The organism is Cellvibrio sp. ARAG 10.3 (assembly GCF_051846955.1).
In the GTDB taxonomy this organism is placed as follows: Bacteria; Pseudomonadota; Gammaproteobacteria; order Pseudomonadales; family Cellvibrionaceae; genus Cellvibrio.
Genome location: NZ_JBPYCU010000009.1, coordinates 166161 through 184677, shown reverse-complemented (window position 1 = coordinate 184677; position 18517 = coordinate 166161). Strand labels below are relative to the sequence as shown.

Below are 18517 nucleotides of genomic sequence, written 5' to 3'. Positions count from 1 at the left end.
ATGGCGGTAACCCTGGTTCCTGATCCGGACTACAGCGGCATTCACGGCATTATGCAATTGCGCGTGTTGCAACGCGAGATGTCAGCAGCACTGCACGCGGGCGACTGGATGAAGCTGCGCCGGCTGGACCAATCCTGCCCGCTGATTGTGGACAAAGTGATCCAGGCCAATCGCCACGCAGGCCAGGCGGGATTACTCACTGCCCTGAAAGAGTTAAAAGCCGTGTATGCCTCGGTGATTGACAGTTGTCGCCAGCAGGTGGCAGCCATGGCGATCTGAGTTGCTGCTATCGCGGTAATCCGTTCGTTGAAACATCCTTCCTTCGGTCCCCGATTCATCAAGGCCGTCAAAACTGACTGTTATGGGATTGCTCCCCACACCAAACACTGCCAAAATCGCCAATTTTTCGACGCACATCACATTTTAGGGTGATGTGTGGTTAATTTTTGACCTCATTGATCGAGGCAACCCCCAGCGTCATTTATTTGACCAAGCCATTATTCTGGTCTATTACTTAGTGGCGCTAGTCACTAGTTTGACTCGAAAGCATGGTTTGCTTGTGGCGGGTAATTGTCCAGGGGTGGCTGTATTTCCACTGAAAACGACATAAGGTCATAGCGGTATGTGGCGTAATAATAAAGTATTGGTAATCGACGATGATCAACAACGTCGACACGATTTAAAGATTTTGCTCGACTTCCTCAGTGAAACAAGCCTCGCTACCCCGGCGTCCCAATGGCAGGCAGCGGTAAGTGCCGAGGCCGCAAGTGAAGATTATGCGGCGGTGTTTATCGGTGAATATCGCTCCGCTAATCAGGGCCTGGAGTTATTACTTAAAGACGTGCGTCAATGGAACGATGAACTCGCTGTGGTGCTGATTGGCGTTGAGGCAGCTATTGACGATGGCCTCGAAGATTCATTACGCCACATGATTATTGCCACGCTGTCAATCCCGCCCACCTACAACAAACTGGTCGATACACTGCATCGCGCCCAACTGTATCGAGAAGCCCAATCCGTCAGCAAACGTCAACCGCAACGCCGCCCTGCGCATTTGTTTCGCAGCCTCGTAGGTACCAGCCGCGTGATCCAGAATGTGCGCGAGATGATGTCGCAAGTCGCGGACAAAGACGTATCCGTTTTGATCACTGGCGAGTCCGGCACCGGTAAGGAAGTGGTCGCGCGCAACTTGCATTACAACTCCCCGCGCCGCGACAAGCCCTTTGTCCCGGTGAACTGCGGTGCAATTCCCGCTGAATTATTGGAGAGCGAATTATTCGGCCACGAAAAAGGTGCATTCACCGGCGCGATTAATTCCCGCGCTGGCCGTTTTGAATTGGCCGAAGGTGGTACATTATTTCTTGATGAGATCGGTGATATGCCTCTCAACATGCAAGTAAAAATCTTGCGCGTTTTGCAAGAGCGGTGTTTTGAACGGGTAGGGAGCAATAAAACTCAGGCCGTTGACGTGCGCGTAATTGCCGCAACGCATCGCAACCTGGAAGGCATGATCAGCGAAGCGCGTTTCCGCGAAGATTTATATTATCGGCTCAATGTATTTCCCATCGAATTACCCGCGCTTAAAGAACGCAAAGAAGATATTCCGCTGTTGATTAACGAACTTGTTTCGCGCATGGAAAGCGAGCAGCGCGGTTCCATTCGTTTTAATTCGGCGGCGATTATGTCGCTGTGCCATCACGAATGGTCGGGCAACGTACGCGAACTGGCCAACCTTGTCGAACGCATGGCCATCATGCACCCGTACGGCGTCATCGGGGTACAGGATTTACCGCCGAAATATCGCCACGTCGATTTAACCGATGAAGAATTTATCCCGCAAGCACAAGCAACCGCGTTAAACGGCAACGCCAGTTACGTCAGCATGAACGACACGCCTTTGTTACCAGAACAAGGCATCGACTTACGCGAATACATCACCAACCTCGAACGTGATTTAATTCAACAGGCGTTAAATGATTGTGGTGGCGTTGTCGCCAGAGCAGCGGATCGGCTGTGTATCCGACGCACGACCCTGGTGGAGAAGATGCGGAAGTATGATTTGCAGCGGTGAGGTCCAGAACACTAATTCGTTATTCGTTTGAAGGTATTCAGATGACCGAATGCATCGCGTTTGCACGAGCTATTTGATGTGAAGTACCGCACATTTTTTGCTGGTCGTAGAGGACCGCTGGTTTGTTAAGATGGTTTCTTCCCCATTGAATCAATTAAACTCCACGTCTGTTCAATCTTTGTACACACGATGGCATATCCGTGGGTTGATTTAATGATGTAATGAAGGGACGCTCTTATGACCTCGAAAGCCAACCTGCCTTCCACCCGTTTTAACTCCACCGGTAAACTAATTCGTTTTGCTCCGAATGTTGAGCCGCAAATTGCCGTGCTTAAGCGTGCGGCCAAAGCCGGGTACTACTATCCAATGCTTGCTTTGAAGCAGCTGCAATCTCTCTCGGCTGGTCCTTGTGGTAAGCACAACGTTTTTATCCCAAATATTAACGATTCTCGCGCTCACACATTCCAGATGTTCAATATGTACCTGCCGGGAATTAAAGCGACAATTGAACGACGATCTAATGATACCTATACCGTAACCAGTCTGGAGCTAGATCCGGTGGCGTATCAGCAGATAGGAAGGGGACAAAATAAGCCCGGTATATACGCAGTATCTAAATTAGGTGCTGAAGTCAACGTGACATATCGGAGTAATGGACTTGTCACACCCCAAGATAACAGGGTAGTCATTGTGTCTGCGCCAGGCTCACCGAGTCCTCAGAAGGCCGCAGAAAACATTTTTCCAAGATTGAGATCTATGGATGCAGGGCAAGCTGCTCGAATGGAGTCATTTGACCTTATGTTCTCCGCCTTGGATGGGGGGATGCTGGGCAAACGCAACTATGATCCCAAATCTATCGTCCAAACTTTCAGTGCGGCAAGTGTCTTGGCAAAAGCAATGGCTAGTTCTAATAAAAAGCAAGGCATATTTTGGGTTTCAGATTTTGATGGTTCTATCGTCCTTACTCAAGCGATGCATATTCTGACTCAACAAAATATCCAATTACCAAAACATACTGTGATGTTGTACAAGCCAACAACGAGCCCAGGGCAGGCTATTCATTTGATCCACCAGTTAGGATTCAAAACAAATGGCTCCTTGGTTAAGGCGGGAGGGCCTATAGCGTATATTCGAGCTATGGTCAGTAATCGCTACCGAGTGCGCAACAGTGGCGACCCCTATGGGTGGAAAGATTATGCAAGTGATTCGGCGAAAGGGGGCTTAATGGTTGTAGGTGTTACAGGAGCGACGCTAAGTCTGGCTACATTGGCATATGGATCTGTTGGTTTGCTTGGCGCTGGCGCTGTGGTAACTGGAACCATTAGTGCAGCCCATTTGTTATGGACTACAGGTAAAGATTGGTTTCAAAAGCCCAAGAACAAATAGGAAAACTGGAAATGTTGGATTGGCTACGTTATTTGCCTTTAACGCTATCAGGTATGCTTGATACGACGACCTATGTAGTTCCCAAAGGGCCCTATTTTGCTAAATTAAGATCGCAAAATTGGCGTATCGGAGATAGCCTGTTTCATTTTAAAGCGCCTTGGTCAAATTCTACTTATGGTAGCGAACAGCATCGCAATACAACACAGAATCTCTCCAGTGGTAGAAATGATATCTTGAATTATTCCTTGAGGCATATTGATGAAGCCATAATGCCAAATCATCGCTGGCAATGCAGTGCATACCACTATCGGAGATGGTACTTTATGGCCCCATGGTTTTCTGGATATAGAGCCCGTCTCAGTATGTCTGGAACGCTCTATGGGCATGTAAAAGAGGATTTTACCGGATCTAGTTTTTTCCATCCGCGTGTATTCGAAACTGCCATTGCAGACTTTCTTTCCTCTCGTTACGGATTTGAAAAAATTGATAGAGAGGCTCGTTATAGGGGGCCGTTAAGCTGGAAAATAATCATGATATCTCCCACAGTCCAAGCTGCATCATTTGAGATTTTTGATGGACAAGGGAGCGAAATTACAAAGCACGTAGTTTTTCCGGCTTCTCATGATCGATTTGTTTGTATTTCATTCGGTGGATTGTACCAACGGGATATGAATTATGATCAAACCCCACTTATTAATCTCCTGGAGTCCATTATTGATAGCTTCACCCTCGAAGTTGGACCTACAATGCAGGCGCAATGGAACGAGATAAAAAGCTATTGCCCGAACATGTCTCTTACTGCTGAGTATGGGGAGTTAAAGTGGCCAATTAAGCCTGAAAGTGTAGGTAATTCGGTTGAGCCTTCACCCAAAGTGGCTAAAAATAACGTATTAATTTCCTCGCAGAATAAACTGAATTAAATCTGCCTTATCAATCTCGACGCTAGAGTCAGGTGCTATTGATGAAAGAAAGGAGTCTGTTGTGACCTCTGGTATATCGTCTACCCCTCCCGGATTTAATTCCCGTAATAAATCTACTCATCAACCCATAGATTCACCCGATCACGAGCAGCCACAATGTAAACCAGGTATATATGCTATTTCCAAGAAGACGAGAGGGTATAATGCCGTTTATCGACGTAATTGCAAAATTACAGCTGCACATGGCAGAGTTGTTGTGATTAGTGATGGCACGTTTAAAGATCCTGTAAGCGCAGCAGAAAACGCAATTAAAACGCTACACAAGATGGCTATTACACAGGCAACAATCATGGAATCATTTGACATTCTCTATCCGGGCAATATCGGGCATTTAAGTGATGACGCAATTGATGCGTCGATCAAGTCGAATCAGGTACAACAGGCAGCGATTTTATTGGCAAAAGCACTTGCTGAGGCTCCAAGGGAATGGTGTATTTGGCTTGCTATTTCTGGAGGCTCGTCAGTGCTTTCTCGGGCGATGGAAATTTTGATTGATCAAGGCATCACCATGGAAAACCAACTGGTTCAGCTTTATCGGCCCACTACGAGTGGCGTTCGTGCGGTGCGTCTGGTACACCAGTTGGGTATGAAAATGCCTAACGAGTTTATCCAGGGTGGATTTTTTTCCTGCTTCGGTAGTTTGGCAGTCAAAATTGTAAGAGTTCGTTATAAAAAAGATCCCTACAGCTGGAAAGATCTCTCTACCTGTATCCTCGAAAACCCCTGGTTGGCTTTAATACTGATATGGATGGGTCTGCTTATGGGTTACCTTTTTCGCATCTGAAATAAAAACCGGCTATTGAGTCTTACGTCTTTTTATTGTCTCGTATCCCAGTTGAGAGGCTGGATGTTGAACAAATGAGGTTTTCATACAATTTTTAACAGATACCAGCTTCTAAAATCAGTAGAAGCAAGCAATTGTTCTTCACCAGAAGGGACGCTTCGCTAATTTTGGTTATAACTTCCGTACTATTTTTTAACACCATCACACTCCCTTTATGTGACCTCTGTCATACTTTGCGCCGTTTGCCCTGAAACCGCCTGGTCTCAAGGTTGTCGCAAAAATTCACGTTTTGTTACAGGAGTACTACTCGTCATGACGATTGTTCAAAGCCCGCAATCATGGATCAAACACACTTTTTTCATAGGAATTATTGCGGCATTGACCGCGTGTGGCGGAAGTGGTGGGGGCGGGGGCAAAGAGCCGCCGATGGCGCCGCCGGATACAACGCCGAATGCCTTTACTATCCCTGCGGAGCAGGACGTGGAGCCGGGGGAAGAGGTGATTTCCGAGGCGGTCACCATCAATGGTATTAATAGACCCACACCAATCAGTATTGTGGGTGGCGAATATTCGATCAATGGCGCGACCTACACCAGCGCAGAAGGCACCATCAACAATAATCAGTCAGTCACCGTTAAGTTAGTTGCTCCTGAAGCAACTAATGAAACTGGCGAGGCCACTCTTACCATAGGCGGTGTGAGTGCAACATTTTCTATTGCGACAATCATCGATAACACCCCCCCGTCTGTAACCATTACCTTTCCTCCAGCCGTCTCGTTGACCGAAGGAACAACGATTCTGGTACGTGGTACCGCGAGTGATGAATTGAATGCAGTGGAAAGTGTAGAAGTCAACGGCCTTGCCGCGACAAGTGACGATGGTTACGCAACCTGGGCTGCGGAGGTGACATTAGAGCCTGGTGTGGAAAATGTCTTAAATGTGACGGCACGGGATTCGGTGGGCAGCGAGGGTGATAATTTGGCTAGCGTAACAGTCCGCCATTCGGTTGATTTAAACATCGCATTCCCTGATGATCAGGTTCAGTTTTCTGCACCGCAAACGGTTGCAGTAGATGCAGAGCGTAACCAGGCGTTGGTGGTTGATGTTGAGCAGAGAGCGATATATGCAGTGGATTTAGCGACTGGGATACGCAGTATTCTCTCTGAAAATAAAGAAGGGGATGAATTCCCGTTGTTGCTCGAGCGAACTGACTTTAACTATGCCGGTATTGCCGTAGATAGTGAAAACGGCGTTGCGTACGTTGGTAGCTCTACTGAGAGCGCCTTAACGTCAGGCCCCACGGTTTTGTCCGTTAACTTGGAAACGGGGGCTCGTGATGCGGGAAGTCAACATGCTACATCACGTGTTTCGCACCTGGCATTTAGTGCTGATGCTGATCGAATCTATTTTGGCTCCTTTCAAAACGGTGCATTTCTCGCCCTAGATCCGATAGCGAAAGAGTATGAATTTGTCAGTTGGTCGTCTAACAATATTCCAGTAGATGGAGAAAATCCATTAACGAGCGTTGGTGCAATAGCCGTTGATAACATGCGTAATCGAGCATTGGTAACGACTGCTACGGGTGAACAACTCGTCATGGCTATTGATCTCTCAGAGGAAAATCCGGGTGTGAGAACCCCGTTTTCTACAGCATCCATTCCGAATACCGACAATCTCTTCACCGCCTCAGGTAACCATGTCTTAACATCAATTACCGTTGATGCAGCCAATGATCGCGCATTGATGGTTGACCGTGGTTTAGATGCTATTTTTTCGTTGGCACTTGGGGGCGAGGAGGAGGGTGCACGAACCATATTATCGGATGCTGATACCCCCAATGCCTTAAATACCTTACTTGATCCAACGTCCGTCTATGTTGAAGAAGGCATGACCTACGGCCTGGTGGTGGACAAAGAGCGCAAAGCGTTAATGGCGATTGATCTGGTGAACGGTCAGCGGGTTGTGCTATCGAAATCTGCTGTGTCACCACCATAAGTTAATCTGAATATCGTATTGCTGGTGCGAACAGGACATTCTGTTCGCACTATAAAACCCTATGTCAGTGTCCGAGTGGTTTAGTTGTCGTTTTACCTCAAGGAAATATGTAATTTAAGGATGGTTTATGTTTTTTCATCAACGTATTTTCAAGGGCGCATTCAACCGATATTACTTTATTGAAATCCCAAGCCACGGGATCGTATCGGGTTGGAATACGCGACGTGTCGATGTGTATGGTCGCGCGAAGTCATTTGTCCAGCAACTGGATGTATCCAGTAGCTATTGGAGAGAGCTGTTACACACACAATCCCACATTGATTTGCGCCATGTGCAGCAAACAGGCGAGGAGTTGGTAGCGGAACTGTTGCACAGTGGCAGGATTAACGCTTATGAAGTGCCGGGACCGGAGGAGATAAAGCAATTAGCCTCTTGTACCGTGACAGATAAAAAGACGGGGGTGGGTTATATGTTTCTCTCACAAAATGCACCGCTTGTCATGAACATAACCCACCGACGTGCGTTCAACTCGACCAGGGAAGCCGAAGGTTTTTTGAAAATGGCAGCGTTGGATGAAAAACAGATAAACACGCTGTTATCGTGCCTTAAAGATCAACCTCCCAGCCGTTTGAGTGCGCACCAACGTCTTGTACTGGCACTGATGAATGGCACCTTGATGGTCAGTGTTACACCGTCCAGCTCTCCGGCCAAACCTAAGGAAATTCAAAGAGAAGACGTTGCTCACGCCGCACAGCCAGTTAGTCTGGGGCCTCACGCGGAACCCGGCTATGTACCGCCTGACACCAAAGTTGCATCGCCACTAGTCGCCGTTGCGCAAGCCAATCAACCCGCGCAATCACTGGAGGAGTGTGAGCAGCGTTTGGCGGCAGCAAGGGAGCGACTCAAGAGTCAGGGCTATCAGCCTAAATACACCGATCAAGAACTGTTAGCACTGGCAGATAAAGGCGAGCTGGATGACCGCTTTATTGTGCGTTTTACCGAATCGAAATATGCCGGAGATACGGCCTATCTGGGGCGGCAAGATGCCGATGGCAGCGTCAAGTTCTGGTCTACAACTTTTAATCAACTAGAAAATGCCGATACTGATCCTCAGACCATTTGTGCGGTACTGGGCATTCCCAATTATGATCCTGCCAAAACCTATTCGTTGGTGGTTGTGGATATCCAGGCTGCCGGTGCGGGGCAAAGTATAAGCATTGTACCAACGCATAAAAAGTTAGGAGAATTTGCGAATAAGGAGGTTAAAGGACTTGATCCTGAACGGGTTAACGAGGTCATGACACCAGAATATAATAAGGTGTATGCGGAGCATATGGCACAGTTCAGCGCTGATAAGTTGGATATTAAGAACGATAAAGATATTCGAGATTATGCCGACGGCGTTTTCACATCCGATAAAGATAAAGACCAATTTGAAACGCGAACCAATATTCATCGAAAGCTGGGTGCCAACGAATGCTTCAGGGGAGATGGCACCACGGAAAACCTGCTACCTAATAAACAGCAATGCGGGGTGATGGAAACCTTCACCTACGATAAAAACCCTCAGACGTTAAGCGCGCTGGAAAACAGTAACAGTGCAAAACGTATTGCCGCGAAACCATTAAGGAAAATATTATGAAGCAATTTACGCTGTACAACCCCCGGCAACCTCTTGCTCGCCAGCAATTATTGAAGAAATTTGATAAGCCGCAGAGTGAGTATGACGCATATTTTATACGAGAAGATAATCATCTTTTGGTATACGAAGAGAAATTTCATACATATCCGCTGACCAGTTCCCGTCGTCCAGGAGAAACAAAATTGATTGCCGACCAATTTGAAATGCCCCTGAGTGGTGTCCGATGGTTTATCGATGTTATTGAGCAGAGGTTCTTTAAATCTCCAGAAGAAGGCGGTTTGCCTGCCGATAAGATCAGTTATGAAGATATAGTTGATGGAGAAGAACTGCATGTTATGAGGGTGGTTTATGCGGGTTGCGATCATCCTGGCTACGATATTACCAACGGCAGCCGGTATAGCTATATTTCTTCCCGATCATTGCAAACGTTAGCGCTATCTGATCCATGGTTGTTTCGGGATGGTTTGATGGGCTTTCTGAAAGAGATTGCAAGCCAATATGAAGCAGGAAGATTGTAAGCCGCCCCATGATGAATGTGCATTCACTTGTTTAAAAATAAAGTTCCAACGTTAACAACTTAAATTTCACTAACCCTGACCAATACTATGAAAAACCCTACTTCCTGCCCTGCTAATTTACTCAGAAGCCGTAAATCTCTTTATCTGGCAATTGCCGCTGCATCGCAGTTGATCGCATCAGCGCAGGTGATAGCGGGGCCGGAAGGCGGAAAAATTGTTGGAGGGCGAGGTGCTATTAACCAATCGGGCCTAAATACACGAATTGAACAACACACAGATCGTATGGCCGTTGATTGGCAAAGTTTTAATGTCGGTGTGAACGAGCGCGTTGAATTCCATCAGCCGGGTGTATCTTCAATCGCATTGAATCGAATCCTCAGTCATTCCGGGTCTGAAATCCACGGTCAAATTGAATCGAATGGACAGATTATCCTAGTTAACCCCAATGGCGTCTTCTTTGGAGAAAATTCCCGCATTAATGTGGGCGGTATGATTGCGAGTGGATTACAGATAAATCCCGACGATTTTATGAATGGGGAATTCACATTGTCTGCGGTTGACGGCACAGAAGGCAAAGTCATTAACGCCGGTATTATTAATGCCGCTACGGGCGGTTCAGTTACTTTGGCGGGCCAGCAGGTTAACAATGAGGGCCTGATATCAGCAAAACTGGGTTCCGTAAATCTGGCTGCGGGCAAAGAGGCTGTGGTGACTTTTGAGCCTGATGGGCTGGTTGGGGTGAAAATCAGCAAGGCCATATTGCAGGATGAATTGGGTATAGACGCTGCCGTTGTTAATAGCGGTGAGATTAATGCCGAAGGTGGCCGGATTTTGTTAACCGCCAGCGTCAGTCAGGATATTTTTTCGCAGGCGGTCAACTCCGATGGAGTAGGAGAAGCCAGAAGTGTGGTTATGCATCAGGACGGAAGTTTTACGCTGGGTGCAGGCGCTGATGTGATCAATACGGGTGCGCTTAGCGTTTCAACTGAAACGGGTAACGCCGGGCGTATCGTCGCCATAGGAGAAAACGTCACTCATTCCGGTAGCGTTACCGCAGACTCAAAGAACGGAAATGGTGGCAGCATTGAGTTGCATGGTGTAAATAAAACCGAAATAAGAGAACAGGGAGCTGTTTCCGCTCAATCCGTTATTCAGGGGCGCGGTGGCGATATCAAAATCCTGGGTAATAAAGTGGGTATTTTTGACCAGTCCAGCGTGAGCGCATCGGGCGCTAATGGCGGCGGTGAGATACTGATAGGCGGTGATAAAACGGGCGCTAATCCGTTAGTCAGGAATGCTGAGTTTATATTTTTAGACAGCGATGTGAGTGTTGCCGCAGATGGCATACTGAATGGTGATGGTGGTCGACTGATTACCTTTGCCAGCGACACGGCAAGAATTCACGGCCGTTTATCTGTTCATGGTGGTGTCTATGGAGGTAACGGCGGTTTTATTGAAACATCGGGATTGAAGGGTTTTGCGATTACTTCTGCCCCGGATATATCTTCTGGAAAAGGTGTAGGTGGGAAGTGGTTAATCGACCCCTATAGTTTAACAATTACCCCAGGGTTTGAGCTTAATGAGGTCAATGATAGCTCGCCTTACATATCATCAGGAGCTAATGCTGAGATCGGTTGGGGAGAAATTCTTGACGCCCTGCAGTCTGGCGATGTCATCATTCAAACCGGTGACGCTGATGGCGTCGATGGCGGAGATATTATTTTCGCCACTGATGCTGTTTTCGGATCTGGTAATAACACACGAACATTGGAATTAATTGCTCATCGAGATATTAAAACCGAAGGCTTTGATATAAGGGCTAGTGGCAACAACCGACTCAATCTTGTTTTCAATGCTGGTAGAGATATCAATATCTCTGGTGATTCCGTCGTTGCTACAAATGGTGGTAACTTCACCGCTACCAGTCTCAATTTTAATCTCGGTGGTTCACTGAGTACACCATCTATAAATACCAACGGCGGCGATGTACTCATTAACAGCATTGGTGCGGGCGGTGATGTACAAATATACGGCAGTGTTACAACCAATGGCGGTAGCTTTACTGTAGGAAATGGTGTCGCCCCAGCGAATTTTTACAGCGCATTCGACGGTTCGCTCTTTGGAGTTATAGATACATTCTCTAATAGCGGCTACGGAAGTATCAGTATAGATGTAACCGGGGATGCCAGACTCGGACAACTTCGATCAGATAGTGCCACTGGGAATCCAAACAGCAACACAAGCGATGTGATAGTCCAAGCGGGCAACAATATTATTCTGGATCGTGAATTCAACTTCGATAGCTCTGTTCGCCACTCGAATAACTATCAGAATGGTGCCCCCTTGTTATCCCTGTCGGCCGGAAACAATATTACAATTAACCAAAGAATTTTCGATGCATCGGACGCTCAGGGCGGTCAGTCTTACTACGACACGTTGAATATTGAGCTGACAGCAGGGACTGCTGATGGAAGCCAAGGACTTATTGATATTAATGCCGATATATATACTGCGGGTGGAAATTTTGAAGCCGAAGGAAAAATCTTTAATAGCGCTGATGGGCTAATTAATACCGATTACGGTAAAGAAACTGTTAATAGTAGCAGTACAACAGGCGGACACATCATTCTGAATATGTCTGACAGTGTCACCTTAGGTGGATTGATTACGGAATCCGGGGAGAGTTGTGGAGGTAGCTATTGTGGTAATCTCGATATCACTAGTGGGGGAACAATTCAAGGCTCTGCGCAATTAACGATTAATGGAAGCACCACTCTGAATTCTGGTGTTGCCAACATTACGTTGAACAACGCGAATAATCAATTTGGTGAAGCTGTTAGCATAGAGTCAGCAGGTACCGTCACGCTGAGAGATGGTAGCGGAGAAGTTTTTGAGCTTGATGATTCGAATATTACGGGCGCATTGACATTGACTGCCTCAAGCGGTATCAGAAGTGTGGGAGATATTATTGTTGGAGGCGAGGCAAGATTCAATGCAGGCTCCCAAAATGTAGAGTTAAACTCAAACGGTAATGATTTTTCGAGCGTGGTATTCTCCACAACCGGGGCTGTCAGTGTAAGAGATGTAAATGATATTGCATTGGAATCCAGCGGAACACTTGGCTCTTTGATCGTCAATGCGGCGGGTGCCATTACGAATCCGACTGCTTTGCAATCTCTCCGTGTAAGTGGGTTAACTGAATTATCCGCTGGTGCGGCGAGTGACATTACACTGGATAGTGCAAGTAATAACTTCAATAACGTATTGGTTACGCGTGCACGAAATGTATCTTTGAGAGATTCTAATGCCATCACACTGGGACAGGATGGACGGAACTTCAGCTTTAGTAATAACCTGACAGTGAACGCAGGCGGCAATATAACGCAGGCAGGTAATGCATTGGAAGTCTCGGGTCTAACATCCTTGCAGGGAGCTGTTATCACGCTTAATAATCAACAGAATGATTTCAATACGCTGACAATTTCGTCAGCCCAATCCGCAAATATTGAAGATCGTAATAATATAAATCTTGGCAATATCACATTAACTGGTACTGGCAACAATAGCTTATATATTAATGCTGACAACATCGTGCAATTAGCCGGCACAGTATTGGAAAATCAAAACGGTGGTGGTGTCGAGCTTTATGCTGATGGATACATTACCGTAGAAAATATAGATACTAGTGGTCGAGCAGGAACCGATTCTGCTGGAGGTGCCGGCGGGCGAGTTCTGTTAAACGCGACAAGACTGAATGTAGGAACAATTGATACGTCAGGTGGGGACGCCCAATCCGCTCTACCTGATACCGTTTTTGATGGTGGTCTTGCTGGCACCATCGAACTGTTATCACAAGGCTCCGGTTCAAGAGAAATCGTTCTTTCCGGAGATTTAATTGCCGAAGGTGGCGCTGGTGTAAACGGCGGCACATCGCAAGCACAAGCTACAATTAACGTGAGGCTTCAGGACAGCGGCAACATTCGACTTCAACATGCTTCTTTTTTCACTTCCGATATCAATATTAGCGGTAACGGTGGCAGCGACACCCTGTACGGCTTTAACTTGCCCGGCACGTGGACTATCACTGAGCAAAACGCAGGCAATATTACAGGCACTTCTGGTGGAACGTTAAGGTTTAGCGGAATTGAACAAATCCGTGGCGGCAATGAAGCAGACACATTCAACATTAATCACAACATTGCTAATGGTATCTATGGTGGTGGCGGCAATGATATTTTTAATCTCAATGCTATCCAATTAACGGGCAATTTATTCGGCGAGGCGGGCGATGATGAATTCATTGTGACTACCATGCCTTCAGGGAATGTTCAAATAAATGGCGGGGATGTTGATACGGAGAATGACACGCTTGCCGGCCCCAATGCCAGTAACCAGTGGCGCTTTACTGGCGCGGCTAGCGGCACCTTGAATGAGCGCGTTTCATTTTCTTCTATTGAGGATATTGTTGGCGGTGATCTGGATGACACGTTCAGTGATGTCGATAATTATTCAACTGATCATTCAATTAATGCCGGTGATGGTAATGACACAGTCTTAGTTGATAATGAAGTTACGCTTAATTTTTCTGCCGATATTGGCGGAATTTTCAATGGTGTTATTAATGCGGAAATTATTCGAAGTGAGAGTGCCGACGGCGGTACCTTAACCGTAAACTCTACAGCCAATATGGTTATAGATTGGTTTATCCAAAACATTGCCGGCACAACTGATACAGATAATGAAGGTCGTATCAGGTATGTGAATAACGGAACGACTCGTAGTATTGATTTCACCAACTTCGCCCACCTCATCGGCGGCGATGGCAACGATATTTTTAACTTCTCAGGCAACAGCACCATCACCGGCTCAATCAATGGTGGAGATGGTTCTAACCGTGTAGACATCAGCGGTGCAGCCCGTGCGCATCAAGTCGGTTTCGGTAGCAGTGGCGGCGATGCCAGTATTCATCTCACCAACATTCAGCGCGTAGTGGGAAATGATTATGAAGGTACGCGATTAATCATCGCCTCAGGCAACAACACCTGGAACATAACTGACTTTGATGCAGGCGGCACGGTAGCCAACGGCGTCAACGACGGTCTAATCATCAACGCGAATCTTAATGTGGAGTTTGTTAATTTTCACAGCTTGGTGGGCGGTTCTGGCGAGGATCATTTCAATTTCGCATCGGAAAATCCAGGTAGTATAACGGGCAGCGTCAATGGTGGCGGTGGAACGAATAATTCCATCACCGGGCGCAACGCAAGCAATGTTTGGACAATAGATGCTGTTAATGGGGTGAGTATCGAGGCGGGCCTTGATGAGTATTTGACAGCTTCTTCAAATATTCAGCACCTCCAGGGTGGCTCAGGGCAGGATATATTTGAGATCAATGCCGAACTTTCCTCTATCCGGGGCGGAGAGGGTAATGATCGATTTGAATTAGGTACAGCTGGTCGTGTTGCTATCCTTGATGGTCAACTTGGCGAGGATACCCTCGTCGGGCGCAACGCGAATAACCTATGGAATATCAATGATCGCGACCTTGCTATAAATGGCGGTGCTAATTATGTTAATGAATTCCTGGGTATGGAGATTCTGCAAGGCGGTACGGCGGCAGATGAATTTATTATTAACACCAATTTTGCCGGCACGCTAATTGGCGGTGCTGGTGATGATACCTTCCGCTTTTATAATAATGGTTCCGTTGCCTTGCTTGACGGAGGAACTCACGTTGCCGGCGATATTATTGATTTAACCAATGCCAGTAATAATCTCAGTGTCGCACTTGATGCGACGACAGAGGCTGACATTAACGCGGTTAATATCGAACAAGCAGATGCTAACAGCAATGCCAGCCATACATTGATTGCGCTCAGTTCTCGCGCGAATAACTGGAGCATTGAGGGTCAAAACCAGGGGATCCTGAACAACGCTTTTCGTTTTTCAGGCTTCGCCAATTTAATGGGCGGCGCCTTGACTGATGTTTTTGTATTCGCTAACAACAATGCGAGTATCACAGGCGTGATTAATGGTGGTAACGGCACGGGTGTTGATGTACTGGATTTGGTCGCTCGGACCGATGATAGCGTCGTACAGGTGTTGGAAAGCGGAGATTCCGCAATAACTGGCCGTACTAATATTGTTGGTATCGAAGAGGTTGCGGCCAATCAAAACGCTACCAATACGCTATTTGCCAGCAACCGGGAGAATCTCTGGCAAATATCCGGACCCAATACGGGCACACTGAATCGCACCGATACCGAAGTGGGTCTTGAGTTCACTAACTTCCACAATGTGGTAGGCGGCGCCCTGGATGACAGGTTCAGTTTTATCGGTAGCGGTAGTCTGGATGGCACTGTTGATGGAGGCGCGCATATTAATGGCGATTCCGTCGATAAAAGCCAGGCAGTAGATGCGGATGTACGGCTTGCTGACGTCAGTGGCGCTGGTTCGGGCTTTATCCGCATTGAAGAATATATAGGCAATGACACTACCAGTACCTTGTATGGTGGCGATGTCGCCAATATCTGGAATCTGCGTGCGGGCGTCAATCAAATTACCATCGGCGATCCGGATGCGCCAGGCATTGTGTTTATCGGTTTTGCCAATCTGCAAGGTGGGTCAAGGCGCGATACTTTTAATATCAACGAAGGCACATTAACCGGTTCAATTCGTGGTGGTGGGGATAACGATATTTTCTCCGTCGGTGGTGGCACGGTACAGGGTGGAATCTTCGGTGATGCCGGGGAAGATACACTGACAGCAACCATCGGTGCTGGGGCTGTGGGCGGCATTAACTTTAATGGTGGCGACGGCGTTGATCAGTTAATTGTTACCGGCGGTAATGAAAATTACAACGCTCTACACAATACCACCGATGTAGGTGGTGAACTCATTTATACCGATGCGGCGGGCAACAATTACACGGTTTCTTTCGAGCAGGTAGGGCAGATTAACGATAACCTTCGGGCAGCGTTGCTGATGGTAAACGGAACATCAGCGGATGATATCTTCACGTTGACAAATAACCGCTACCGGCTGAATGGCCTGACGGAGATTAATTACACCAATAAAAATAATCTGACCATCGCCGCATCCAGCGCGGATCAAATTAATCTTGAAGGTACCGTCAACGTTGCTAATACCTTGACGTTACGAAATGCCAGGGTGACGGCCAATGCGTCGGGTTTGATTAATGCCAATAGCTTGCGGCTTGATGGCACGGCGCAAGTCGGTAGTGCAGACAATCGTTTAATTACCAATGTAAATAGTTTATTCGTTACTGCGGCCACTGGTGGTGTTTATTTGCAGGAGCAGAATGCACTTGATGTGGCAGAGTTGAGCTCCAGCAGCCTGGTTGACCTGCGCTTGGGCGGAAACCTCACGAGCAGTACACCACTGATTTTCTCGCGCGATTTTATTGTTAACACCACCGGCGGTGATATTTTATTGTCAGGTAATAATCAACTGACCGGCAATCTTTCCTTTGCTTCTAATGGGTTGGTTGAATTGCGTAATGCATCGGCAACCAACCTGGCTAACATACAAGCGCAAAATTTAACTGTCGATTCTAACGGTACAATTACTGGTACAGGCGCTCTGGTGGTGAGCAGTCTCGCGCAATTCACCACAGCTAATAATTTGACGCTAACCAATGTGAACAATAATTTTAATTCTGTGCGAATAAATGCAGCAAGCTCAGCAGATGTCCGTGATAGCAGTGGATTGTCCATAGAGGGCGCTAATGCTACTGGCACTGTTAATTTGACTGCGCAGGGCATCTCGTTAAATAACGTTAATGTGAATACATTAAATATTAATGCCGCAGAAGAAGTTTTGTTAGGCACAGCGATTACAACGACAGCGAACATGTCGATCAACAGCGAGGGCCTGGTGACTCAGCAAAGTAATTTGCTGAGCGAAACGGGCAATATCACTATCAACGCCAGGCAATTCACCATGAACAATGGTGCGCAACTTACAACCACCGTAGGTGATATTAATGTGAACACCGGCGGTGATTTTATCGCACGTACGATCAATGCTGCTGGCGATGTGAATCTTGATGTGGGTGGTAATACGCAATTCAATGATGTAATTCGTTCCAGTGGAGCCGTCAATTTAATTGGTGAGGGTAGTATTAATCTTGCAAACACTGTCACGGGAGCAACCGGCGTCTCGCTTCAGTCGCGTAACGGCGGCATTCAACAGCAGGGTCAGCTGGTCGTGCAAGAAGGTGATTTGTCCTTGATCGCGGCAGGCGATATCACTATGAACTCTAATGCGGTTGCGACGGCCAATCGTGGCAATATTAGCTATACGGGTTCATCCATTGTGGCAACCTCATTTATCGCTGAAACCGGTACGGTTACGCTCGCGGCAACCCGTGGTGCTATCACTGACAACAACGGTAACAATACCAATGTAACTGCTAATCGATTGGTTGCCGACGCTATAACGGGCATCGGTGCAGATAACCGTTTAGAGACTATGGTCAGCGAATTGTCACTAAGTAATAACACCGGGTTAGTTGATCTGGAAAATGGCAAATCCGTGACAATCAATCGCCTGCATTCCAATGGTGACGTCGTGCTGAATAACCTGGCCGGTGATATCACTTTGGATAACACCTCCGGTACCTTGTACGACCGTAGCCAAACCGATGCCCGCCTGGCGGGAGGCACAGCAAATGCCAATTACGAAATCGGAACGCTCACAATCAACGTAGCCAACGGCAATTTGCTGGGCAGTATTGATCCCGGTCCGAATATCCAAAACCCGGACATTGTCGCCCGCACGGCTGTGCTCACCACTCCAGCTGGCAGTATCGGCAGCCCGGATCGTATGCTGGTTCTCTATGTGAAGGACTATTTATTTATCGGTGGTGCGCGAAGCTGGGGACCACTGTGGGGCTTCGATACCCGTCCGACCACCGTAGATAACCAGGCCACTATTCAAGGTAGCTTGTCTGACCTGCTTGCCTCGGGCAACGAACAGTTAGTGGAAGTAGAAACCTTGGATGAAGTTGACCCAGCGGTATTTACCAATGTGCGTAATTATTTCTACGACGATATTGCTATTCTGCTGCCGCGCGATCAGCAGTATTTTGATGATGAGGAGGAGTAAGGCTTTCTTTGT

9 protein-coding genes are annotated in these 18517 nt (G+C 47.2%); all 9 read left to right on the top strand.

The genetic code is table 11. The annotated features are described in order from the left end of the window. The 9 genes from ACSV5M_RS13190 to ACSV5M_RS13150 all read left to right on the top strand — a co-directional run bounded on the left by ACSV5M_RS13190 (position 1) and on the right by ACSV5M_RS13150 (position 18505). Positions 1–279: a hypothetical protein gene (locus tag ACSV5M_RS13190; RefSeq protein WP_439176701.1), complete on the top strand. Its 279-nt coding sequence runs from the start codon at positions 1–3 to the stop codon at positions 277–279. Between the two features lie 343 nt (positions 280–622). Then, entirely contained in the window at positions 623–2071 is a 1449-nt protein-coding gene (locus tag ACSV5M_RS13185; RefSeq protein WP_439176700.1) for a sigma-54 dependent transcriptional regulator, read from the top strand. Positions 2072–2308: 237 nt separating this feature from the next. Beyond that, on the top strand, positions 2309–3457 hold the full coding sequence (locus tag ACSV5M_RS13180) for a hypothetical protein (protein WP_439176699.1): 1149 nt from the start codon (positions 2309–2311) through the stop codon (positions 3455–3457). Beyond that, positions 3430–4377: a hypothetical protein gene (locus tag ACSV5M_RS13175; protein ID WP_439176698.1), complete on the top strand. Its 948-nt coding sequence runs from the start codon at positions 3430–3432 to the stop codon at positions 4375–4377. The genes ACSV5M_RS13180 and ACSV5M_RS13175 overlap by 28 nt, the downstream gene beginning before the upstream one ends. Positions 4378–4438: 61 nt before the next feature. Next, positions 4439–5221 carry a hypothetical protein gene (locus ACSV5M_RS13170; protein WP_439176697.1) on the top strand — a complete coding sequence of 261 codons (783 nt, stop codon included), beginning with the start codon at positions 4439–4441 and terminating at the stop codon, positions 5219–5221. A 312-nt stretch (positions 5222–5533) separates the two neighbouring features. Then, entirely contained in the window at positions 5534–7216 is a 1683-nt protein-coding gene (locus tag ACSV5M_RS13165) for a hypothetical protein (RefSeq protein WP_439176696.1), read from the top strand. 127 nt (positions 7217–7343) lie between these two features. Next, positions 7344–8858: a hypothetical protein gene (locus ACSV5M_RS13160; RefSeq protein ID WP_439176695.1), complete on the top strand. Its 1515-nt coding sequence runs from the start codon at positions 7344–7346 to the stop codon at positions 8856–8858. Further along, positions 8855–9376 carry a hypothetical protein gene (locus tag ACSV5M_RS13155; protein ID WP_439176694.1) on the top strand — a complete coding sequence of 174 codons (522 nt, stop codon included), beginning with the start codon at positions 8855–8857 and terminating at the stop codon, positions 9374–9376. Before ACSV5M_RS13160 ends, ACSV5M_RS13155 begins: the two co-directional genes overlap by 4 nt. A gap of 87 nt (positions 9377–9463) precedes the next feature. Next, positions 9464–18505: a filamentous hemagglutinin N-terminal domain-containing protein gene (locus ACSV5M_RS13150; RefSeq protein ID WP_439176693.1), complete on the top strand. Its 9042-nt coding sequence runs from the start codon at positions 9464–9466 to the stop codon at positions 18503–18505. Positions 18506–18517 lie beyond the last annotated feature (12 nt).